Here is a 22,840-nt window from a genome sequence, read left to right as displayed (position 1 = left end):
GCCAAGCCATTCCAGTGGACCAAGAGTGCTGAGAAAATTATTGCCTCGGTGAATAGGGCAAAGAATGCGTTGCCGAATTAACCGCATGGCCCACTAGGGGCGAACTTGTTCGCGATCAGCCTAGAGAAATTAATCAACACCTTTCGCGAACAAGTTCGCTCCTGCTTTGGCTATTCAAGAGTTTAGTGATAACGACGCATCTGGCCAACCAGGATACCCTGGATCTGCACTTGGTCAGGTGAGTAGGTCATAGCCTCCATAGTCGAGTTTGCCGGGTGCAGAATTACCGCCCCCTGTTTCTGCTCGATCCGTTTCAAGGTGGCCTCGCTGCCATCCACCAGGGCGACGACGATTTCTCCATTGCGGGCAGAGTCCCGCTGTTCGATGACGATATGGTCGCCATCCATGATCCCTTCCTCGATCATCGAGCCGCCTCTCACCTGGAGAACATAACAGGACTTGCTGGTCCTCAGGAAGTCAGGCACCTGGACAGTCTCCTGGTGGTCGATCGCCTCTATCGGTCGGCCTGCGGCGATATAGCCCATCATGGGCAGGGCGTTTTCGTCCGGCAGTTCCGCGTCCTCTTCAGCCAGCCTGATACCTCTCCTGCGGTTGTTCATGGGGGCAACGAGACCGGCCTCGATCAGGGCCTGGATCTGTTTGTGCAGGGATCCCTTGGAACTGAGGCCGAGGGCGGTGCAGAGTTCATCCAGGGTCGGTGGGTGAGGGAACTCCCAGAGGTGCTCCTTGAGGTAATCGTAGATTTCCTGCTGTCTTCGGGTCAGTGCAAGTGCCATGGTGTGACATCCTTAAGTTCTATCACTGTTCTATTGTAGACTGGATAGAACAAATAGGAAACCCTTTGTCATGAATTAATTCACTATGCTTCGTAACGCTCGATCCGCGCCCGACCAAGACCCTTGGTCCGTTTCATCGCCTCATGGGCGTTGTCGATGATCTGGTTCGGAACGGTGCAGGGGTCTGGGAAGAGTGAAGCAACGCCAATACTCAGGGTGACGATCTCGGATACGCCGTTATCCCGGTGTGGTATGGCCATCTCACGTATGGTGTTGAAGATTCTCTCGGCAACGAACAAGGCGCCTTCAGTGCCTGTATCGGAGAGGAGTACCGTGAAGATGTCCTCTTCGAAGCGGCAGACGAGGTCGGTGGGGTGGTTGATCTCTTTTTTCAGGATGCCGGCAATCTTCTTCAGGCATTTATCGCCGGCGAGGTGTCCGTATTTGTCGTTATAGTCTTTGAAATGATCCATCCCGATCTGAATGGCGGAAAGTGGAAGGTTGTATCTCGTGCAGCGTGCGACTTCATTCTGCAGGCTCTGGTCCAGAACGTTTCTATTGGCTACCCCGGTGGTTTCATCCAGATCGCCTACCTGTTCTGGATGGTGTACGTGCTCTTCCAGTTGCCGCATGGTACTTGAACAGCGCTGCATGGAGAGTATCTTGGCTTTGAGCTGGTTGGTGTTGACTGGTTTGAGCAGGTAGTCGCTCCCCCCTGACTGAATGCAACTCAGTATCCTGTCAGGGTCGACACTGTCCACAAGCAGTACGATGGGAACATAGGCCTTGATCAGGTGGCGAAGCTGTTGGGTCAGTTTCTCTTCATCGAGATCGGGGCGTGTTGTATCGAGGATGATGAACCGGGGTGGAGACTGCTCGATGAGTTGGAAACTCTCATTGGCGCTGTTTGCGCACACGACTTCGTGTCCCCATCTCTGGAGCTGTGAAACCAGGCTCTGGCGTTCATCCATGCTGCCTTCGATCAGGAGGATCTTCATTGCACTGTCCGTTAACCCCAAAAGGTCTCTTTTCCTGCCTTAAATATAGCTCTGAATCAAATGATGTGGGGCACCAAGCCATATGGGTGTCAAGTGCTTAAGCTACTCGTCGGTCCAGCTGTAGATCACTTCTACCTTGTTGCCCGGGGTTTCATAGGTGACGGCTTCGCACAACTCCTTCAGCAGCAGGATTCCTCGTCCTGAGAACGCTGTCCCGGGGTCGTCGCCGGCTTTCATGTATTCAGGGAAGTTGAAGCCACTGCCGCTGTCCTCAAGACGAATACTCATTCGCCCTCCGTTGATCATCGGTTGGGTCCTGACCTGAATCTTTACGAATCCTGTGGATAGACTTGAGAGTCTGTTTTCGCGCTCCGTGAAATACTTGGTGAATCCTTCAGGGGAGTTTTTCATTTGTGAGTCCATTTTGAGAACGCCGTGATCAAGGGCATTGATGTAGAGCTCGGTAAGTACGGTGAAGAGCAGGCGTCTGTGGGTGTGCAGCCCTTCCATCTCCTGAATGTGATTGATGACCAGTGGGATCGGATCGGCCTGGCGCAAGCGACTGCCGGTCAATGTCAGGGTGAACTCTGCGATATCCCCCGCTTTTTCTCCCAGTTCCGTTTCCAGGCTGGCGGTTGAACGCGATTCCCAATTCGTGAGTATGGCGGGGGAGCAGGGGACCTCTGCAAGACTGATATCATCATTCTGGGGTGCGCCCAGACAAAACTCATCCAGTGCCCTTGCGATGCTGTTGAGGGCGGATTCACCCGTTGGCATGCTGGTGATGGCGTCTTCCAGGCGGGATTGACCGAAATACTCATTCGCCGCATTCCTGGCTTCGGATACGCCGTCGCTGACCAGGAGTATCCGGTCGCCTTCAACGACGTTGGAGTGCATGGCGATCTGCTTGAAGTCGATGTCCAGGGTGATGGCGAGGGGTATGCTGTTGGAACTGAAGCGCTGCTTGATCTCTCTGCTCTCTCCATCCAGTAGCAGTATGTCGGGCATGCCGCAGTTGCAGACGGTGATGAAGTCGAGCTTGTTGCTGATGGAGATAAACTGCAGGGCAAAGAATTTTCCAGTCGGCAGCAGGGAGAGCAGTTTACGGTTTATGCCTGCAAGTATCTGATGGGGAGCGAAGCCTTTCACTGTCATGGCCCGAAAGACTTCGGACATCGGCAGAGCGCCCAGGGCTGCAGAGAGGCCGTGGCCTGTAAAGTCGCCCAACAGTACATTGAGATCACCCGAGGGTGCATAGGCCGTCAGCAAGACATCGCCGCTGAACAGTTCTGCGGGACGCAGCAGGGTTGGAATCTGTTCCAGGGCAACATTCTCGGCGACCACGGCACCGCTGAAGAGGGATTCGGCCAACTCTTCGTCTTTTCGCATTTGACTGTAAAGATTACTGACTTCGTGGCGCAGGGTGCGAGTACGCTCAAGGGCAACAAGCTTTGCCTGGATGATGGTCCTGGATAACGGCTTTCTGAGAAAGTCGTCACCACCTACTTCGATACATTTTGAGAGGGTCTGTTCGTCATCTTCTGCGGAAAGGAAAATGATAGGGACCAAGTGCTTGTCTTCACTTGCGCGGATATCAGTCACCACCTGGAAGCCGTTTATCTCTGGCAGGTGGATATTCAGGAATATGATGTCGGGACGAGAGGTTTTGAATGACGCTACTGCTTCTGCGCCATCCGATGCCTGGATGACTTCATATCCGGACGCTTCCAGATGGAACTTCAGAATTGAACTGGTTTGATGATCGGTTTCTGCAATGAGTGCCTTGCCCTTGATAACATTCTCCATGGAATTCATCAGGATTCCCCGCTTCTTCGACCGACTTGATATGTAATCGGTACCTCTTTATCTATCTTGATGTTAGCACTTCTGCAGAAAGCAGTTTTCGGGTGCTTGAGTGAGATTGAAGAGTGAGGCGGGGTTTGTTGTTTTAACTGATGGGTTGCTCGTTACTTACCACGAAGCGGGCAGAACCTGCATGAAGAATTTCAACTTTCAGATTTGGGCGTCTGCGGTTCCCCTGGCGTTTCTCTTCGATGTCGGAGGGCAGAGGATGCGGGTCGTTTATTCGTCGATCCCTGAAAGGGGAGCGGCGAACGAATTGCCTTACCACCATGCTATGGCCGTTGAGATCACTACCGTTAAGCTGCTCAATGACGTCTTGTGCTGCAGAGGTGGGTTCAATCTTGGCAAGACCGTGATGTTCGATCTCTCCCGTCTCCAGGTTGGTTACCTGGATGATTTCGCAATTGGATATTTCTGCCTTTGGCGAGGTTGAAAAGAGTTGATCGTGTTGGTGAACGGCAGGAGCGACGAACCTGAGCAGGCCGAGGCGGTTAATATCACTGGGCAACTCGTTTGATGGGTTGCACGATTATAGACATAAATGGGAAAAAAACAGTGATATGAAGAAAAGCGGATGAGGGTGACCGCTGCCCAGGTTGGGGCAGGGCAGCGGCTGTGAGATCAGACCAACCGGGGTGCGATGACAAGACTGACGATGGCCATCACGTTGATCAGAATGTTCATGGAGGGGCCGGAAGTATCCTTGAAGGGGTCGCCCACGGTGTCGCCGACCACCGCAGCCTTGTGGGGATCAGAACCCTTGCCACCATGGTGGCCCTTCTCGATGTGCTTCTTGGCGTTGTCCCAGGCACCGCCGGCATTGGCCATCATAAGGGCCAGCAGAACGCAGGAGAGCAGGGCGCCGCCAAGCATGCCACCCAAGGCTTCCGGGCCGATGATAAAGCCGACTACCATGGGCGCCAGGGTTGCAATGACGCCAGGCAGGATCATTTTCTTGAGAGCGGCGGTGGTTGCGATATCCACGCAGCGCGCATTGTCAGGGTCTGCATGACCTTCAAGCAGTCCCGGGATCTCTTTGAACTGGCGGCGGATCTCCTTGATCATTTCAAAGGCAGCATCACCCACAGCAGTCATGGTAATCGATGCGATCAGAAAGGGTAGCAAGCCGCCTATGAACAAGCCGATCAACACCGTCGGGTTGCTCAGATCCAGGTTGAAATCAGTGACGTTGGCCGACACCGTTTCAACATAAGCGGTGATGATGGCCAGGGCTGCCAGTGCCGCCGCGCCGATGGCAAAACCCTTGCCGATGGCAGCGGTGGTGTTGCCCAGCTCGTCCAGGGAGTCGGTGATCTTGCGGGTTTCTTCACCCAGTCCTCCCATTTCGGCAATGCCGCCCGCATTGTCGGCAACGGGGCCGTAGGCGTCGATGGCCATGGTGATGCCGACGGTGGCCAACATGCCAACAGCCGCAATACCCACACCGTAGAGTCCCACCAGGGAGCTCGCGACGAAAATAATAGCGCTGATGGTCAGCAGGGGAATCACCACCGATTCCATGCCTACCGCCAGCCCAGTGATCATGATGGTGGCGGGGCCGGTTTCACCTGCATGGGCAATCTTTCTGACCGGTTTGCCGGAAGTGTAGTACTCGGTAACCAGTCCGATGATGATGCCGCCGATTGCGCCGCTGAGTACGGCGACCCAGATCAGCCAGGAGACACCGATCAGCTGGATGACGAAGTACGAGGAGATGATGAACAGGACACTTGCCCCTATGGTACCTATGCGTAGTGCCACCTCGGGACTTTTGCTGGAGGACATGCGCACGATCTGGATACCCAGAATGGAGCAGATCAGGCCGACGGAGGCGAGTCCCAGGGGCAGAAACATCAGGTCCGGTCTTTGACCCAGGGGATCGATAATATCCGCCGCCATGGTTGAAGCCATGGCGATGGTGGCGATCATGGCGCCGCAATAGGATTCGAAAATATCGGAACCCATACCCGCGACATCGCCTACGTTGTCGCCTACATTGTCGGCAATCACGCCGGGGTTGCGCGGATCGTCTTCGGGAATTCCGGCTTCGATTTTGCCTACCAGGTCAGCTCCTACGTCTGCCGACTTGGTGTAGATGCCGCCGCCGACACGGGAGAAGAGGGCGACGGTGGAAGCGCCCATGCCGAAACCGTGAATGGCGTGAGCGGTTTCCGGATCACCTCCGAAGAAAAGGTAGAGAGAGCCAAGACCAAGCAGACCCAGAGAGGCGACAGACAGGCCCATGATGGAACCGCCGAAGAAGGCGATGGTGAGGGCCTCTGGTGCGCCATGTTCATGAGCAGCGGTGGTGGTGCGCACGTTGGCACGTGTCGCGGAATGCATACCTATATAGCCCGCCCCGCCGGAGGCCGCGGCGCCGACGACGAATGCCACTGCTGTTTTGAAACCAAGAAATATGAACAGGAACACAACCAATACGGCAGAGAATATGAGCAGCATGGAGTATTCACGACGCATAAACACCATGGCTCCGACATGAATGTGTTCCGAGATCTTTGTGACCTTTTCGTTCCCGGTGGAGTAGGTCATTACCAGGTTGTAGATTCTGAAGGCGACGAGTAGTCCGACCAAGCCCAATATGGGGGGCAGAAGGATGTCAATGCTCATTGGTGGTTTCCGGTTTTTTTGGTGTTTCCTTGGTTTTTGATGCTGCACCAGCAAATAAGCTGGCCGAATGTAGCGATTAATTTAAATGATCTTTAGTATAAACGTAACATCCACTCAAAAGAAAGCGGATTTGGGTGTCAATATAGCTGTTAACACCTTGATTTTTTGATGACGGTGATGACTTTGATCAAATCACCCAGGGGTAACTGTGAAAGTACAAGCGAGTCTTCGACCTCGTGAAAGATTTTGGGACATCCAAGTCCCCACCCTCTAGCGTGCTGCGCACACGACGGGCAAGCAGTGCGGCTTCACGGCTACCGGGGACTAACCGCCTCGGCTTTCAGCCTTCCATGGCGGTCAGCGGTGGAAATGGATCTTGATAAGAGGCGATAGTGCCTTGGTTGAAGGGAGTATGGCTGAGGGGGATATAGCAGGCTGGGGGCTGCCCAGCCTGCTGAGATTGGGTCAGATTTTTGCGTTGAGCGTACGCAGCTGCTTCACCTGGGAACGGTTCCAGGGATCGATGGCCGGCAGAACGCGGCCCGCGCTCCTGGCGCTGGCAATATCACTGAAAACACCATACACCAGGACATACTGCTTGGCGCTGTTTGATTCTGTCTCGTAGTAGGCGAGATTCTCTTTCAGGTAGTGGCTCCAACGTTGTGCTGTCTGGTAAAGGGCACTTTTCTCACTGACAGTGCGCAGTTCGATGACGTAGCTGTCCGGGTTCTGTTTACTTAGCCAGGCAGGGCCATGGATCACGTTGTCTTCACCAAACTGGCGATGGGGTGCCATTGCGCTAATACGTCCATTGGCACTGTCGCTCTTGTCCTCGATGGATTTGGTCTTCTCCTGTAATTGGTTGATCTTCTCCTGTTGAGCCATAAGTTCCGTGTCCATTGCCTTCTGCATCTCAACCTGGAAGGCATGCAGACTTGCGGAATGGCTCTCCAAGGCTACCAGTTCATCACTGTTTTTCTGCACAATCTGGTTCTGGGTAGTCAGCTGCTCGGCCAGCTGGTTTTTCTTCACGGCTTCCTGGTCCCAGTTGATGGATTGAAAATAACCAACAATTCCAACCAACAGCAGCAGAACCATCAGGGAAGCGGTGACCCATTGAAATCGCCGGCGGGATGCATTGGAGAGGGTCTCGGTACCGGTTTGCTGCTGTTCCGCACGGTCTTCCAGTTCATCCGCACGTGTTTCCAGGGCCGCTGTCCGGACATCCACAACACCAATCTGCTGTTGCAGGTTTCCGGTATGTTGAGCCAGTTCCCTGGAGGATCCGAAGAGTGTTTCGATATCGTGGTTCGCCTGTTGCAGTCCGGAATCCATCTGGTCCGTCTTTGCGGTGAATCGCTTGTAGAGTTCATTCACCGCAGCCGTCGTGTTGATGGAGACCTGCTCGATCCGCTCTGACAGTGCCTGGTCACGAGATTCAGATGCCTTCGCAACAGTAGCGATCTCATCGCCAAAGCGGGTTTCCATTGCCTTGATGGTGGCGGTCAGCCCGGCAAGCCTTGAATGGAGACTCTCACCCAACTGGGTGGTTTTACTCTCAAGCAACCTTGCCATGCGCTTCAGTTCAGACTGCTCATCACGCTGTTCTGCGATCTCCTCTGATTGTGACTTCAGGCTCTCGGCTAGCTCGTCTGTCTCTCTGGTCAGTCTTACCGACTGCTGTATCAGTTCCTGGTAGGCAACCTGCTGCTCCTGGAGTCCGGCATGGGTTTCATCGAGTTGATCTGCAATCTTCTTCTGGGATTTCATCTCAAAGTGAAGATTCATCAACCGGGTGTCTGTCGACTCCAGTCGTCTTGTCAGTCCTGAGAGATCGACATCGATACGGGAGAGTTTTGAATTCAGATCAGAGGCAGGGGAGTTCTTGCCCTGGTTCAGGGATACGAGTTTTTCCGTGCCTGATTGAGATGCAGCAGTCTAGGTATTCTTATCCATTGTTCTTCCGTAACTATCGGTTTTAGTTTCAGATAGAAAGTCTTAACTGCCGCACTTTTATAAATGATAAGAGTATAAGTAAATAATGAAAAAACAACTACATTTTGATTGTGGCTATTAAGCAGCCAGGGTTGGGATTGCCAGTTGAAGTGGCTTTCGCTTATCCAGCAGGGCAGACAACAAAGTGGGAATAAATCTGCAGATGGCGGTTTACCCTATCTGTCTGCACCCCCATAATTACACTCTTTTTACCATTTGATATGGACCCTGTGACAGGTGATGAAAGAGCTGATAATCGGTGGTGCCCGTTCCGGTAAAAGCGCCCTTGCTGAACAGTTCGCCCAGGAGAGTGGTCTCGAGGTGGTCTATCTTGCAACGGCCACCGCTGAAGACAAGGAGATGGCTGAGAGGATCCGCCTGCACCAAGAGAGGCGTGCTGAAAACTGGAGCCTGGTAGAAGAGCCCTTTCACCTCGCCGAGGCCCTCAGGGCCAATGCCGATGATGACAGAGTGCTGCTGATCGACTGCCTGACACTCTGGACTACCAATCTCTTGTTGAATGAGGATCCCGGGCTTTTTCAGAAAGAGCGGGATGCGCTGCTGGCGTGTCTGCCTGAATTGCCAGGCAGACAGATTTTTGTAAGCAACGAGGTCGGCATGGGCATTGTTCCTCTGGGTGAACTGAACCGGCGTTTTCAGGACGAAGCTGGGTGGCTGAACCAGGCGATGGCTGTCCGTTGCGATCGAGTGATATTAACCGTGGCGGGTCTACCGCACTACCTGAAGGGGGCAAGTACGTGATTGCGGATTGGCTGAACGACCAGATCAAGACACCCAGCAGCCAAGTGGCCAACCTGGCTGCCGAAAGGCGGCAGCAGCTCACCAAGCCGCCGGGCTCTCTTGGGCGACTCGAGGAGACGGCCATAAATCTGGGTGCACTCCAGGGGCGCGAGAAGCCGGGAGTGGAACGTGTTCATATCGCCGTGTTCGCTGCTGATCACGGTGTGGCGGCATCAGGCGTTTCCGCTTTCTCCCAGGAGGTGACGGTGCAGATGGTTGCCAATTTCGCTGCCGGGGGAGCCGCTATAAGTGTGCTCGCGAAGAGCCTGGGGGCGACGCTTGAGGTGATCAATGTCGGTACAGCAATTGATCCGGGAGAGATGCCCGGCGTGATCAGCGATCGTGCCGGTGACGGAACCGCCAATCTGCACCACGAGGATGCCATGACCCAGGAGCAGCTCTACAGGGCGATGGATGCCGGTCGGTCATCCGTGGTGCGTGCCGTGGAAGCAGGCAGCGACCTGTTTATCGGCGGGGACATGGGCATTGCCAACACTACCGCATCAGCGGCAATTGGTTGCGCGCTTCTACAGTGCGAACCACATGAGCTTGCCGGGCCGGGAACCGGTCTCGACAAGGCAGGAGTCTCTCATAAAGCCGAGGTGATCAGGCAGGCCCTTGAACGTTACGACAGATTACACGAGCAGCCCCTGGAAGCGCTTCGCTGTGTCGGTGGGTTTGAAGTGGCAGCCCTCGCCGGTGCTTATATGGCGTGCGGCCAACGGGGCGTACCCGTGTTGGTGGATGGCTATATCGCGACCGTTGCAGCCCTGGTTGCAGTGCGGTATCAGCCGGCGTTGAGGGAGTGGCTGATCTTTTCACATCGTTCTGCAGAGCCAGGTCACAGCGCCATGTTGAAAGCGCTGGCTGCTGAGCCCTTGCTGGATCTCTCCATGCGCCTGGGCGAGGGAAGTGGAGCAGCGACCGCGGTACCATTGTTGAGACTGGCTTGTGATCTGCACAATGGTATGGCGACTTTTGCCGATGCCGGTGTGTCCGAGGGTTGATAATGGAAAAAGAGACGATTATCGATCTTATGCGCCACGGTGAACCCGAAGGGGGTACGCTGATACGGGGCTGGCAGGATGATCCGTTGAGCGAGACCGGTTGGAGCCAGATGCGCGAGGCGGTGAGTGAACCGGCCTCCTGGGACAGGATTATCAGTTCACCGCTGACCCGCTGTTTCAGGTTTGCAGAGGAGCTCAGTGAAAAGCTCGATCTCTCCCTATCCACCGAGGATCGACTGCGTGAGATTGGTTTTGGCGAATGGGAGGGCAGGTTGCCTGCGGAACTCTACGAAGAGCACCCGGAAGCGATATCCAACTTCTGGCGTGATCCGGTAAAGCATACGCCGCCCGGTGCAGAACCCCTGGAGCAGTTCAAGCTGCGGGTGGAAGCGGCATGGGAGGATATTCTGTCACGTCACCAGGGCGAGCATCTGCTCGTAGTCGCCCATGGCGGCGTCAATCGCCTGATCATTGCCAATGTGCTTGGCATACCCCTGGTCAACCTGTTTCGAATGGAGATTCCCTTTGCCGGAATCAGCCGGCTGCGCATCGGTGGGGGGATTCCCAGGCTGGTCTTCCACTGCGGAAGCGACCTGGTATGAAACTCCAGCCCTTTTTGCTTGCATTGCAGTTTCTAACCCGGCTGCCGGTTCCAGGTGGCGATGAGATGCCCGATGCGTCTGTCCAGGGCAGGGCGGTGCTTTACTATCCCCTAGTCGGCCTGGTGATCGGTGTTGTTCTCAGTGCGTTGTATCTTCTGCTTGCAGATGCGTCAGCTGCCTTGCAGGCTGCCCTGCTGTTGGCGGTGTGGGTCGGCATCACCGGTGCACTGCATATCGATGGCCTGGCCGATACGGCAGATGCATGGATTGGCGGGCAGGGCGACGCCCAGCGCACCCTCGAAATCATGAAGGATACCCATGCCGGACCCATGGCCGTTACCGCGGTGGTACTGGTGCTGCTTATCAAGTTTGCCGCACTGGAGACGCTGCTGGATGGCGACTATTGGAGTGCCCTGCTGCTTGCACCCCTGATCGGGCGAGCCGGCCTGGTGGCAGCCCTGCGTTATATGCCCTATGTCCGGCCGGAAGGCCTGGGCTCGGTATTGGCAGAGCACCTGCCCTGGGAGCGAGCCCAGGTTGTAGTTCTGGCCTCCGCCCTGTTCTGCAGCCTGTTTCTCGGTTGGCACCTCCTGCTGGTGGGTGTTTTCGTTATTGCCGGTTTCATCCTTTTGAAAGCGGCAGTGATGAGACGCATCGGCGGTGTTACCGGTGATGTGGCCGGAGCCATCTGTGAGCTTCTGGAGGCCGTCGCCCTGGTCAGCATGGCGTTTGCTGTATGAGTGTATGGCTTGCCCTGGGGGCTTTGCTTGCTGACCGTCTGCTGGGAGAACTCCCCCGGTGGCACCCACTGGTGGGTTTCGGCCGACTGGCCGACTGGGCTGAAAGGCGATTCAACAAAAGAGTGGACGCAAGGTTCAACGGCGTACTCGCCGTGGTCGTTACGGTACTGCCTTTTACGCTCCTAACCTGGTTACTGGAAATCTACTTGGGAGGGCTGGTCGGCCTGGTATTGCTTTATGTTGCACTGGGTGCGCGAAGTCTCGAGGAGCATGCGATGGCGGTAGCTTCCGAGTTGGCGCAGGGTAATCTCCAGGGGGCGAGAACCCAGGTCAGCCTGATGGTCAGCAGAGAGAGTGCCGGTATGGATGAAGACGCCGTTACCAGGGCCACCATAGAGTCCGTACTTGAGAACGGTGTGGATGCAGTGTTTGGTGCGCTGTTCTGGTTTCTCATCCCGGGAGCGCCTGGCGTGGTGCTCTACCGACTGGTCAATACCCTGGATGCCATGTGGGACTACCGAACCGAGCGGTTCAACTCATTCGGCTGGTTCGCTGCAAGGCTGGATGATCTGCTCAACTGGATACCCGCCTGCCTGACTGCATTCAGTTATGCCCTGGTGGGCAATTGTTCCCAGGCCATGGATTGCTGGCGCGACCAGGCGCAGCTGCTGGCCAGTCCCAATGACGGTCCAGCCATGACGGCAGGTGCCGATGCCCTGGGGGTGGAACTCGGCGGACCGGCGGTCTATGGGGGGGAACAGGTGGATAAAGCTGTTTTCGGAGTAGGGGATAATCCCGGGGTATCGGATATCTACTGTGCCCTGGACCTGGTTCACAAGGGCCTGTTTCTCTGGCTCGCTGTCGTATTTATGGGGAGTCTCCTAATTGCTTGAGCATGGTGGAAACCTGATACAGGCAGCAAAACGCTATGACAGGCCGGTGGCGCAGTGGCTCGACCTCTCTACCGGTATCAATCCCCGGGGATGGCCTGTACCTGGTATTCCCGAGGTTGCCTGGAAGCGTCTGCCAGAAGCTCAGGATGGGTTGGAGCAGGCCGCTGAAGTGTACTACGGGTGCCAGGGGCTGCTGCCTGTTGCCGGTACCCAGCAGGCGATCCAACAGCTCCCGCTGCTGAGGGAGCCCTGCCGTGTAGGTGTTCTGAACCCCACCTATTCTGAACATCACCGTGCCTGGAAGGAGGCGGGACACGACGTGGTCAGGCTCGGCTTCGGCCAGATCGATGACGCGTTGGCCCAGTTGGATGTCCTGGTGATCGTTCGGCCCAATAATCCGGATGGCCTGATGATTGAAAAAGAACGCTGTTTCCAGTGGCACAAACAGTTATCTGAGCGCGGCGGATGGCTGGTCGCGGATGAGGCGTTTATCGATCTTCAGCCGGAAAAGAGCCTTGCATCGGGGAGCAACAGTGAAGGACTGATTGTGCTGCGCTCACTGGGCAAGTTTTCGGCCTGGCCGGCATTCGTTGCGGTTTTGTCTTGGCAACAGCGCAGATAACGGAAACGCTCAGAGAACGCTGCGGTCCCTGGACGGTCAGCAGTCCTGCGCGCTGGGTCGCATCCCGTGCCCTGGCGGATAAGCATTGGCAGACTGAAGCCCGCTCAAGACTTGAAGAATCGGAAAAACGCCTGATCGATCTGCTTTCACGTCACGACTTGAAACCCACGGGCGGTACGGCACTGTTTCAACTGGTACACACCCATGAAGTGTCAATGCTCTACTATAGCCTGGCAAACCAGTGTGTTCTGGTGAGGATCTTCCGGGATATCTCTTCCCTGCGGTTCGGCCTTCCCGGAACAGAAGACGAGTGGACGAGGCTCGAACAGGTTTTGGCCGGGTAGGGGGTCAATAGCGCAGTCGTACTGCACCTGGAAGTCACTGCGATGGTGAGTAATCTTTCAGTACTGCAACTGCTCTACGATCTCGTAGCCGTGTTTCTCCTGGTTCCAGCCCCATGAAAAGGCCTGCAGATCCCACAGTGCCATCACCAGGGCATGGTCATAGTGGGCATGACTGAAACCGCAGCCGTAACTGGTGCGCTCTTTTCCCCGCAATGTCTTGTAGGAGGTCTTTACCACGATGACATAGACGTGGGGGAGGTTGGTGTTGGCCTGATGGTGAAGGATGTCCACGTTGGCCTTGTAATTGGTATAGCCCCTTTCCCTTGCCCATCGGCTGCTCATTCGGAGGAGACGGTTCGGGTTCGTCCTGGAGTCCGCTGCAGTCATGGATCGAACAATAGGTATCGATAATGCGGCGCTCCATGATTTTGGCCATGCCGTTCTCGGGTCCACTGAGTACCACCGAATTGTTGCTGACGAAAAGGATGGCCGGGCCTGCGTTCGTGGTCTGGATTTCGATTTCAGTAGCGGTGGGAAGTTGTTCGATAAGGGCGTGAAGCTCTTCAACGAATCCGCGCATGCCTTTTTGCCAGCGTACAAGCTTTCGGGTTCTTCGTTCCGATCTGTGGATTTCCCCTGCGCTGTCTTCCAGTTCCCGCTCATAGGCATGGGCTATCTCGGAGAGTGCGATCCATGCGAAATCCTGACGCTGGGCCGTTTCAGCCTCGGCAACGGTATGGACGAGCCGGCTGAAGAGGTCCTTTTTTTCAACATTCACTGGCGCGCCTACCCCAGCTGCGGGTGACGTATGAGAGGTTGTCGGCAGTATTAAAACCACGAGAAGGATGACGGCCCAGTTCCGAAATGAACGGTGCATCATGTGCAGTATCCTGATAACAGACACGCACTCAATTATGGTGGTTTTATATCAATCTGCAATAGATCGACCGCTGGGTCAGCCATGTCAACGGTGAAAGTTGTGATGCCGTGTTGATCAGGACCGGGTAATGGACAGGATCCGTTCTATATCCAGGTGCTGCTCGACGGCATCCGCGAGACGCTCGATCTCCCGTTCACGCAGTAGATGGTAATCGGGGGTGTTTGCCTCGGCCATGCCTGCCCACTGCAGAAGCGCATCACAGGCCTCGCGGGATTCGAAGATGCCGTGCAGGTAGGTGCCGGCGACCTGGTCGTCAGGGGAGCGTGCGCCATCTGTACGCCCCGAGATATTGATAAGCGGATTTTCCAGTGCCAGGCCCTTGCAGGCTCCCATGTGAATCTCATAACCGGTGACCGGTGCATCCCTAATGGCAAGTGTGCCGCTGACCTGGTGCAGCTGTTTTTCTGCTTGCAGGGTGGTCTCCATCACCAGGTGCTCGAGCCCCCTGCTGCTTCCGGCCGGCCCTTCGATGCCGTCAGGATCGTGGAGCATCTTGCCGAGCATCTGGTAGCCCCCGCAAATACCGAGCAGCTTTCCGCCATATCTCAAGTGCCTGGCGATGGCCTTGTCCCACTGCTGATCGCGCAGCCACTGCAGGTCGGCACGTACGCTCTTTGAGCCCGGGAGTATCACCAGGTCGGCAGGGGGCAGCGGCTGACCCTCTCCAACCCATGTGACCTCGACCCTGGGATGAAATTTCAGCGGATCGAGATCGGTGTGATTGCTGATGCGGGGAAAAACCGGTACCAGGACCTTCAATGCCCCTGGGTCTGAGGCGGTTTCAACTCCCCTGGCAATGGCGTCTTCTGCCTCCAGGTGCAGATTATGAAGGTAGGGCAGAACACCCAGCACGGGTTTGCCCGTGCGCTCCTCCAGCAAATCCAGCCCGGGCTGCAGAATACTCAGGTTGCCACGGAAGCGGTTGATGATGAAACCCTTGATGCGTGCTTGCTCTGAGGGCGCCAACAATTCAAGGGTACCTACCAGGTGGGCAAATACACCACCTTTGTCGATATCGGCCACCAGCAGTACTGGGTAGTCGGCCGCTTCCGCGAACCCCATGTTGGCCACGTCTCCGTCGCGAAGGTTGATCTCTGCCGGACTGCCGGCTCCCTCTACCAGGATGTACTCATACTCTTTGCCCAAGCGTTCATAGGAGACCATCACGGACGGCATGACGGTGGATTTGTAGGCGTGATAGTCCCAGGCGCCCATATCGTTCTCAACGGCATGCCCCTGTACGATCACCTGGCAGCCGGTGTCGGTATTGGGCTTGAGCAGTACCGGGTTCATGTCCACGTGGGGATCGAGTCCGGCAGCCTGGGCCTGTACCGCCTGGGCGCGACCGATTTCTCCACCCTCAGGTGTAACCGCGCTGTTGAGCGCCATGTTCTGGGGTTTGAAGGGGGCGACTCTGAGCCCCCTGCGCATGAAGACTCGGCAGAGGGCAGCGACCAGGGCACTTTTCCCGGCATCGGACGTGGTGCCCTGGATCATCAAGGTGCGGTTATTCATGGCCTGTGCCGCCTTGTGACCGGGAGGTGGTCCAGGGCAAGGTGAAGATATCAGAAGAGAAGGACTCGCTGCGGGGCACCAGGTTGTAGACCTGGTGCAGGTTTTCCTGGGTCAGCACCTCCGAGGGAACACCAACGGCTATTGTTCTCCCCTTGTCCAGGAGCTGAAGCCTGTTGCAGTAGTGGGCGGCCAGGGGAAGATCGTGAAGTACCACGATGGCAGATCCGCCTGCCCGGCAGTGGTCCAGTAACAGCTCCATGACATCCAGTTGATGTGCCAGGTCCAGGGCTGCCACCGGTTCATCAGCAAGAATAATCTCCGGTTCCACTGCCAGCGCCCTGGCGATCAGTGCGCGCATCCGTTCACCGCCGGAGAGCGTGCTGAAGATTCGATCGCGCAATGTCCAGGTGTCGGTTGCTCTCATTGCATTGTGGACGATCTCCTCATCTGTGCCGCCAGGGCGCTGCCAGGCGCTGAGATGGGGTGTCCGGCCGAGCTCGACGAGGCGCTGTACCTTGATCGGCCAGTGTGCTTCGCCGTTTTGTGCCAGGTAGGCAATCTTGCGGGCGCGTACATCCGGGTGGTAGCTCTGCAGGTCCCGTTCATCCAGGGTGACATCGCCTGCTGAGAGGTCGAGCAGTCCTGCCAGGCCCCGCAACAGTGTGGATTTTCCGGCGCCGTTGGGGCCGATGAGCCCCAACAACTCTCCGGGTGCAAGCTGAATGTCCGTCTCCTGCAGAATCTTATGTTGGGCGATCTCCATGCTCAGCCCTGTTCCCATCAGCCTGTTCATAGCTGTGCCCGTCTTGTCTTGAGAATCAGGTAGAGGAAGAAGGGGGCGCCGACCAGGGCGGTCAACACTCCGACCTTGATCTCGGTACCCGCAGGGAAGAGGCGAATTGCAATATCCGCCATCAGCAACATGGCGGCGCCGCCCAGGGCGCTCACAGGCAGCAGGCGCCCGGGCATGTAACCTACCAGTGGCCTTAACAGGTGGGGAATCACCAGGCCGACAAAACCGATGGCGCCGGTGATCGAAACCGCCGAGCCCACGGCAAGGGCGACTGCCAGGAAAAGCTGCCATCGCAGGCGAACGATATTGATACCCATGGAACGGGCGGTGTCCTCGCCGAGGGTGAGGGCATTCAGGGCACGACCGTTGCCGGTCACCAGCAGGCTGCCAAGCAGCACACCCGGCAGCATGATCCAGAACTCGTTCATGCTGTGACTGGCGACGGAGCCCAGCATCCAGAGCACGATTTCACGTACGGCGTAGGGGCTTGGCGCCAGGTTGAGAAGCAGGGAGATCAACGCCAGGGCCAGTGAGTTAATGGCCACGCCCGCGAGGATCAGTGTGACGATGGAAGCGTCCCGCCCGGCAAGCAGGTAGACCAGCAGGGTTGCACCCAGTGCGCCCAGCATGCCGCCGAGGGGCAGTGCTGCCCAGAAGGTAGTGCCGAGGCCAAAATAGAGTACCGCCACTGCACCGAAGGCGGCGCCGCTGGAGCTGCCCACCAGGCCGGGGCTTGCCAGGGGGTTGCGCAGCAGTCCCTGCATGACAGCACCGCAGAGCCCCAGGGTGGCGCCGGCAAAGGCGGCGATCAGGGCCCTGGGCAGGCGAACCTCGGTCAGGATCATGGAGAGTACGGTGGGTGTGTCGTCCAGGCTCTCCTGCAGCGCCTGGAATACCGGTATGGGGTTACTGCCGATGAACAGGGAGATAACGACCAGGCTGACAACCAACAGTCCCAGCAGGGCCAGAAGCATGCCCTGGTTCATCTCTGAGGCGGTTTTGGCCGTGAGGGTGCTCATCGATTGCGGATCTCCGCAAGCTGCTCAATGGCATCGGCGATCATGGGGCCGCCGCAGATCCAGTAGCGGAACCCGACATTGACCATGGGCTTTCCGCCGGTGATCAGCCTCAAGGCCGGGTGTTGCAGCTGGCGCTGGGCCAGTGAATCGGACCCTTGACCGTAGTCAGAAGTGAAAAACTGCACAGGCTCAGCCAGCAACACGCTCTCCAGGTCGATTACACCGTAGCCGTTGACACCATGCTCTGAGGCCACATTGCGCCAGCCGGTCAATATCAAGGCTTCATCATGCAGTGTGTTTCTGCCGCTGGTATAGCCCCTGGGCTGGTAAAAGAGGGAGGGAAGGGCACGGTTGGGCACCTCTGCCTGTACTGTGGAGATACGCTTCTCCATCTCCTGAACCAGTTCATCACCTTTAGCCCGCTGCTCCAGAAGCTGCGCCATGTGCTCAACGTTGCGCTTGATCTCTGCAATGTTTGAGGTCAGGGGGAATACCTCTACCCTGTAACCCAGCTCGCGCAGCAGATTGACAGTTGCCTTCTTTGTGAAGGCGCCGGCCACTATGAGGTCGGGTTTAAGGGTGAGCAGTTCTTCCACCTCTGCATGATTGAGGGGATAACGCTTCGCCTGTTCAGCCATGTAAGAGCTCTCCGGCTCCACGGCGAGGTGTGAGACCGATGCAATCTGTCCAGGTTCTGCAAGCATCAACAGCAGTTGGTCGGTGCAGAGATTGGTTGAGACCACGCGCATCGGTTTTTTTGCGCCGAGGGTATTCGCTGAGAAGAGCGCCAGCAGTAGTATGAGAATTGAACGCGACAGCATCATCTCAGAATTCGACCCCGGGCTGAGCCTTGATGCCTGCAGTGAAGGCGTGTTTGACCAGGCGCATTTCCGTTACCGTATCCGCCGCATCCATCAACTCCTGGGGGGCGCCTCTTCCGGTGACGATAACATGCTGGTGTCCGGGGCGTGCGTTCAATGCCTTTACGATCTCTTCGACGGGAAGGTAGCGCTCTTTGAGAACGATATTCAACTCGTCAAGGATCAGCATGTCGATATCGTCGTCTTTCAGGAAGCCCAGGGCGAGTGCCCAGCCTTTCCGGGCAGTGGCGATATCCTGGTCACGGTTCTGGGTGTCCCAGGTAAAGCCGTCTCCGGTCACGTGAAACTCGACACTAGGCAAGGCTGAAAAAAACGCTCCTCGCCGGTGGCATCCTTACCCTTGATGAACTGAACCACTGCGGCTCGCATGCCGTGTCCCAATGCCCTTGCCAGCATGCCGAATGCGGAGCTGCTTTTTCCCTTGCCGTTTCCGGTGTGCACGAGCAGGAGGCCCTTCTCCTGCCTGGCCTGTTGAATGCGATCATCCATCAGCGCTTTTTTTCGCGCCATTCTGGCCTTGTGTCGTGTGTTGCGATCTTCTTCCTGGTTCATGGCTTTTATCGATACTCTGTTGTTCAGCCTCTATCTAGGCGGTAGATCACCGGCATGGTGAACTCCATGGCCTGGCTCAGTAGGAGGGGGCTGCCGAGTTGCACCTGTTTTATTCGCGTTAAAGTGTCTCGTGCATTCCAGTCGAGAATGCCGTGGCCTGAGCTGTTTGCGATCTCAACCCCTTCAATGCGTCCATCCTTTTGTACAATGAGGGTGAGCGTTACGGTGCCTTCTATATTGCGTCGCTTGGCGAGACCAGGATAGCGGAAGTGTTTATGCATCTCCTGCTCCAACCAGAGTTTTATCCATCGCCTTGTTTCAACCTTGATGGAAAGATTGTCGGTGCTTTTTTGCGCAATGGCCGTGTCTATGGGTGATTGGCTATGATCAGCACCTTCTCGTATGTCGGTAGGAGCAGTCTGCTTTCTCCGGGCGTCGGCTGAGGGTTTGGCCACTTCTGCCGTGGTCGGCTTTTTACTGACTACTCGGGTTGCCTTTGGCGTTGGGGGCCGGGCAGGTGCTTTGGTCGCGATCGCGGTACTGGGTTTGACCTGTACGAGATTCTTTGTGCGGTGGGGTTTATCCGGTTTGCTTGATGTTTCCGTCTTCGGTGATAGCGGATCCTGGGCGTTGGCGTTCTGAACTGTCGGTTTAGCAGGGAGGGGAGTGCTGGATAGCGAGGTGGATGGTTTGTCAGGGCTTTGCCTGTCACTGCTCATTACCGAAATATGCAGGGGTTGCAATCCCGTCTCCTGGAGACCGGTTCTGGTGTCTGACCGAGGAAACCAGCTGCCCATCAGCGCAGCATGCAGTGCGCATGAGCCAAGCAGTGCCAGCAGCATTCCATGCTGGATGACCTGTTGCTGTCCTGCTGGCTGGTTCATGTTTCGGTCACTTGGGTTGGTAGACAACGGATAGAAAAAAATCCCGTCCAGGCATTGGATAGCCGTCAGACGTCTCGTAATCACGGTCAAGCAGGTTGTCTATGGTGCCACGAATTTGCCATTCCGGGTTCAACCTGTAACCTGCTCTCAGATCCACTATAGCGTAGCCCCCAAGCCTGACCGTGTTGTCGGGATTGTTCCAGCGTCCACTCTCGCCCAGCAAGGTGCCGCCGAGATTCCAGCGTCCGAATGTACGATCGAGGTCGATACGCAGACTACCCTTGGCCCTTTTGGGCAGCGTGTTGCCGGTGGATTCGTCTGTTGGGTCCAGCAGATTGATTGTAAAGCGGCTATCCCAGCCATGCAGGTTGGTTGAGGCTTGCAGTTCCAAGCCCTCGGTCTTTGCATTGCCAACATTGGATGGCTGCCAAAAGTCATTCCAGGGGTCGGCGTCGTTACAGTTGGCGGTACAGGCCCAATCGATCAGGTTTTCGATCTTGCTTCGATAGGCCCTAATGCTCCATTGAAACGCAGACCAGCTGCCTTCCAGGCCCAGTTCGTACGAGCGGGCCTTTTCAGGCTGCAGGCCGGGGTTGCCACTGGACCATGGGGTGGCGGGCCAGTAGAGGTCGTTGAATGTAGGTGCTTTAAATGCACTGCCTGCTGAAGCGGTGAGTCGCAGGTTCTCATCAAGTGAAAGTCCCCAGGCGATATTGCCGGTGGTGTGTTTTCCGAACTGTTGGTTATCGTCAATGCGCAGGCCCACCTGGAGGTCGCTCACTTCACCAAAAAAGCGATGCTGGGCAAACAGTGCCTTGTTTGAACGCTCGGTTATGGAGTAGGCCTGGCTGCCGCTTACATGGTCATCGAGGTAATCGAAACCGGCGGTCAACAGGTTGCTGTCGTTCAGGTGAAAGTTGTTTTCCCAGCTGAGCTGATCGCGACGGGTATTGAAGGAGCTGACATAGCTGCCGTTGTAGTAATCGTCGCTCTCGTTCCTGCTTTGGCCGAGTCGTAGCGTGCTTTCCCACAGGTCGTTGATCTGAGCAGTTACGGCCAGTCCGGCGCTCTGCTCCAGGTAATCCGAGGTATTGCCGTTATAGCTGTTGCCGTCAAATTCGTTCTCGCCTTGACTTCTGAGGAGCTGGCCGCTGAGTTCAACAGTTTCACTCAGCTTGCGGTTGAACCCGGCATTGATGCTGATGTTGTCGTAACCGTCATCGTCGGTTTCAGTATCGACATGGGTATCGTACCCATCTGTCCTTTCACCACTTATGGTTAGGTTGTAACGACCGTTTTTGTTGCCGCCTGAGATGCCTGCACCCAGTTTTGCACGGTTGTTCGATCCGATGCCCGCTTCCAGTGTTGTTTTATGCTCATCGCCACGTTTGCGGGTGAAAATCTGGATGACGCCACCGATGGCATCCGAACCATAGAGGCTTGAGCGGGGGCCCCTGACGATCTCGATGCGTTCAATGTCGTTGATGGGTATCAGTGACCATGCAGGAGTGCCCAGGGTGGCGGAACCGACACGGATGCCATCGATAAGCAGCAGTGTATGGGAGCTGTTTGTGCCTCGCAGGTGGACAGCCTTGTTTTTACCCATACCGCCATTGGCCGCGATATTTACGCCTGCAAGTCCGGTCAGCAATGCAGTGATATCCGTGGCCTGGTAGCGCGCTATTTCCTCTCGTTCGATGATCGTGACAGAGGAGAGTGCCTGGTCGGCAGTCTCCGCCGTACGTGAAGCAGTCACGACAACGGGGGCAAGCATTTCGGGCTGCTCGGCGACTGAAACAGTTGATAAAGTGGATAGCAAGGCCAAGGAGGCCAATGGAAACAGGGACCGCATGAAAACTAGCTCCTAATTGTGCGCACACCCGCGCGCTGAAAAAGGGATAAGGAGCAGGGGGGTGTATGTACACAGGTAGCCGCCCGCCGCTGCACCATCGTTGCCTAGCAGGCCGGTCTCCGGGCTTATGAGTGTGCCTTGATTGGCCCAGGTTGAGCGCCTTCCCACACTTCCGTGCAGTGGCTTTTTGCCCAACTTTCTACTCAATTACCGTTGCGGGGGCAGCGCCGGAATCGCTTTATGGCTCACCGGCTTCCCGTTTCGTCATGCAAGTCGGGTAACTTGCAGGACACCTGATAAGGAGCCGCTACTGTAAGTTGAGGCGTGCTTCAAGTCAAACGCCCCACTTTCACCGGACGGATGTTGATTGGCTAAGGCCAGACAATTAGCATCATTTGCGTAAGCTCTCCGGCATGTTGTCGGAGAGCTTTTCTATGGATAGCCTGTGTCAATCCTCACTTGCAGGTAGTGCTTCTGCCTCTCCCAACTTCCCAATCAGCGTCAACATCTCTTCTGCCAGAGCCGATGCCACTGTGACAGATGTTTCTGTCTCACCTGACGCAAAGTACCTCTCCTCCTCAATCTGTACATGACCCGCATCTCCATCTCGGAGCTTAATGACTATCTTCATCATCGAAACGTAACGGCTCACCAAACAGCTTAGTTTGCCGCTCTTGGTATTCCTGTCTGGCCAGAGTCAGAGGGGTATAGCAGTCTTGCTTGTCAATCACTGATTCCCTGAACTTGCTTATCTTCTCTGGTGAATACCTCTCGCTATAGTGGACTTGCCTAACTTCTTTGACCTTGCAACGGATGGGAGCTTTTGAGCCAACCATTGATAATGGCTTCTGCTACGTCCTGATTTTTTAGCTCGCCCATTTTCATATACAAAAGCTCATCCTTGCTCCAGAACTCACGGGAGGAAAGCTCCAGCTCTTCTTTGTAAGGGAAAAACCCCGTTGATTTTGCAACGGAACGGCCAGTAGTTTTTGAATTGCCTCCTCCCCGTGTCTTAGGAGCTATGATGATTTCTGGTGTATGAGCTGACTTAAAAAGCGGTGTACTCTGTTGATTGATCTTGGCGGATCAACAACCAACAGAGGAAATACACCGC

General features: G+C 56.0%; 20 protein-coding genes, 2 pseudogenes and 1 riboswitch. Of the genes and pseudogenes, 7 read left to right on the top strand and 15 right to left on the bottom strand.

Annotated features, from left to right (window positions below; translation table 11 throughout):
- Positions 1-182: 182 nt before the first annotated feature.
- The 6 genes from lexA to BOW53_RS09175 form a co-directional block, all read right to left on the bottom strand.
- Complete coding sequence (gene lexA, locus BOW53_RS09200) at positions 183-797, bottom strand: transcriptional repressor LexA (RefSeq protein ID WP_078487701.1); 615 nt, start codon at positions 795-797, stop codon at positions 183-185.
- Positions 798-880: 83 nt separating this feature from the next.
- Positions 881-1,795 (bottom strand): GGDEF domain-containing response regulator, encoded by a 915-nt coding sequence (locus BOW53_RS09195; protein ID WP_078487700.1) that lies wholly within the window; start codon positions 1,793-1,795, stop codon positions 881-883.
- Between the two features lie 102 nt (positions 1,796-1,897).
- Positions 1,898-3,610, bottom strand: a complete 1,713-nt coding sequence (locus BOW53_RS09190) for an ATP-binding SpoIIE family protein phosphatase (RefSeq protein WP_078487699.1) — start codon at positions 3,608-3,610, stop codon at positions 1,898-1,900.
- 133 nt (positions 3,611-3,743) lie between these two features.
- Entirely contained in the window at positions 3,744-4,166 is a 423-nt protein-coding gene (locus BOW53_RS09185; protein WP_135607061.1) for a hypothetical protein, read from the bottom strand.
- Positions 4,167-4,279: 113 nt separating this feature from the next.
- Positions 4,280-6,286 (bottom strand): sodium-translocating pyrophosphatase, encoded by a 2,007-nt coding sequence (locus tag BOW53_RS09180; protein ID WP_078487697.1) that lies wholly within the window; start codon positions 6,284-6,286, stop codon positions 4,280-4,282.
- Positions 6,287-6,751: 465 nt separating this feature from the next.
- On the bottom strand, positions 6,752-8,074 hold the full coding sequence (locus BOW53_RS09175; protein WP_078487696.1) for an SPOR domain-containing protein: 1,323 nt from the start codon (positions 8,072-8,074) through the stop codon (positions 6,752-6,754).
- A gap of 447 nt (positions 8,075-8,521) precedes the next feature.
- On the opposite strand from BOW53_RS09175, the gene cobU reads away from it, so the two are divergent.
- The 6 genes and pseudogenes from cobU to cobD all read left to right on the top strand — a co-directional run bounded on the left by cobU (position 8,522) and on the right by cobD (position 13,290).
- Positions 8,522-9,043 (top strand): bifunctional adenosylcobinamide kinase/adenosylcobinamide-phosphate guanylyltransferase, encoded by a 522-nt coding sequence (cobU, locus tag BOW53_RS09170; RefSeq protein WP_078487695.1) that lies wholly within the window; start codon positions 8,522-8,524, stop codon positions 9,041-9,043.
- Positions 9,040-10,089 carry a nicotinate-nucleotide--dimethylbenzimidazole phosphoribosyltransferase gene (gene cobT, locus BOW53_RS09165; RefSeq protein ID WP_078487694.1) on the top strand — a complete coding sequence of 350 codons (1,050 nt, stop codon included), beginning with the start codon at positions 9,040-9,042 and terminating at the stop codon, positions 10,087-10,089. Before cobU ends, cobT begins: the two co-directional genes overlap by 4 nt.
- A 2-nt stretch (positions 10,090-10,091) precedes the next feature.
- Entirely contained in the window at positions 10,092-10,691 is a 600-nt protein-coding gene (locus BOW53_RS09160; protein ID WP_078487693.1) for a histidine phosphatase family protein, read from the top strand.
- A complete protein-coding gene (locus BOW53_RS09155) occupies positions 10,688-11,431 on the top strand; it encodes an adenosylcobinamide-GDP ribazoletransferase (protein ID WP_078487692.1) in 744 nt (247 codons plus the stop codon). Before BOW53_RS09160 ends, BOW53_RS09155 begins: the two co-directional genes overlap by 4 nt.
- Positions 11,428-12,324 (top strand): adenosylcobinamide-phosphate synthase CbiB, encoded by an 897-nt coding sequence (gene cbiB / locus BOW53_RS09150; protein WP_078487691.1) that lies wholly within the window; start codon positions 11,428-11,430, stop codon positions 12,322-12,324. The genes BOW53_RS09155 and cbiB overlap by 4 nt, the downstream gene beginning before the upstream one ends.
- Positions 12,317-13,290: pseudogene (cobD, locus tag BOW53_RS09145) on the top strand (threonine-phosphate decarboxylase CobD). Before cbiB ends, cobD begins: the two are co-directional and overlap by 8 nt.
- 57 nt (positions 13,291-13,347) lie before the next feature.
- On the opposite strand, the gene BOW53_RS09140 reads toward cobD, so the two are convergent.
- Entirely contained in the window at positions 13,348-13,632 is a 285-nt protein-coding gene (locus tag BOW53_RS09140) for a hypothetical protein (RefSeq protein ID WP_078487690.1), read from the bottom strand.
- 43 nt (positions 13,633-13,675) lie between these two features.
- Between BOW53_RS09140 and BOW53_RS09135 the strand changes: the two genes are divergently transcribed.
- Positions 13,676-14,095: a hypothetical protein gene (locus BOW53_RS09135; protein WP_078487689.1), complete on the top strand. Its 420-nt coding sequence runs from the start codon at positions 13,676-13,678 to the stop codon at positions 14,093-14,095.
- A 189-nt stretch (positions 14,096-14,284) separates the two neighbouring features.
- Here the strand turns inward: BOW53_RS09135 and BOW53_RS09130 are convergent, their stop codons facing one another.
- The 8 genes and pseudogenes from BOW53_RS09130 to BOW53_RS09095 all read right to left on the bottom strand — a co-directional run bounded on the left by BOW53_RS09130 (position 14,285) and on the right by BOW53_RS09095 (position 22,360).
- Positions 14,285-15,745 (bottom strand): cobyric acid synthase, encoded by a 1,461-nt coding sequence (locus tag BOW53_RS09130; RefSeq protein ID WP_078487688.1) that lies wholly within the window; start codon positions 15,743-15,745, stop codon positions 14,285-14,287.
- Positions 15,738-16,538 carry an ABC transporter ATP-binding protein gene (locus BOW53_RS09125; protein ID WP_078487687.1) on the bottom strand — a complete coding sequence of 267 codons (801 nt, stop codon included), beginning with the start codon at positions 16,536-16,538 and terminating at the stop codon, positions 15,738-15,740. Before BOW53_RS09125 ends, BOW53_RS09130 begins: the two co-directional genes overlap by 8 nt.
- Positions 16,535-17,557, bottom strand: a complete 1,023-nt coding sequence (locus tag BOW53_RS09120) for a FecCD family ABC transporter permease (protein ID WP_245832081.1) — start codon at positions 17,555-17,557, stop codon at positions 16,535-16,537. The genes BOW53_RS09125 and BOW53_RS09120 overlap by 4 nt, the downstream gene beginning before the upstream one ends.
- A complete protein-coding gene (locus BOW53_RS09115; protein WP_078487686.1) occupies positions 17,554-18,381 on the bottom strand; it encodes an ABC transporter substrate-binding protein in 828 nt (275 codons plus the stop codon). The genes BOW53_RS09120 and BOW53_RS09115 overlap by 4 nt, the downstream gene beginning before the upstream one ends.
- A 1-nt stretch (position 18,382) precedes the next feature.
- A pseudogene (gene cobO / locus BOW53_RS09110) lies at positions 18,383-18,990 on the bottom strand (cob(I)yrinic acid a,c-diamide adenosyltransferase).
- Positions 18,991-19,013: 23 nt separating this feature from the next.
- Positions 19,014-19,874: an energy transducer TonB gene (locus tag BOW53_RS09105; RefSeq protein ID WP_078487685.1), complete on the bottom strand. Its 861-nt coding sequence runs from the start codon at positions 19,872-19,874 to the stop codon at positions 19,014-19,016.
- Positions 19,875-19,881: 7 nt separating this feature from the next.
- The gene (gene btuB / locus BOW53_RS09100; RefSeq protein ID WP_078487684.1) at positions 19,882-21,726 is read right to left on the bottom strand and encodes a TonB-dependent vitamin B12 receptor; all 1,845 of its coding nucleotides are present in this window, start codon (positions 21,724-21,726) and stop codon (positions 19,882-19,884) included.
- Positions 21,727-21,819: 93 nt separating this feature from the next.
- Positions 21,820-22,038: riboswitch (cobalamin riboswitch) on the bottom strand.
- 136 nt (positions 22,039-22,174) lie between these two features.
- Positions 22,175-22,360, bottom strand: a complete 186-nt coding sequence (locus BOW53_RS09095; RefSeq protein WP_135607060.1) for a hypothetical protein — start codon at positions 22,358-22,360, stop codon at positions 22,175-22,177.
- Positions 22,361-22,840 lie beyond the last annotated feature (480 nt).

This window comes from Solemya velesiana gill symbiont, from assembly GCF_002020805.1.
Taxonomy (GTDB): domain Bacteria; phylum Pseudomonadota; class Gammaproteobacteria; order Chromatiales; family Chromatiaceae; genus Sedimenticola_A.
Note: the sequence above shows the minus strand (reverse complement) of the source record. Positions and strands in the feature narration are given on the sequence as shown.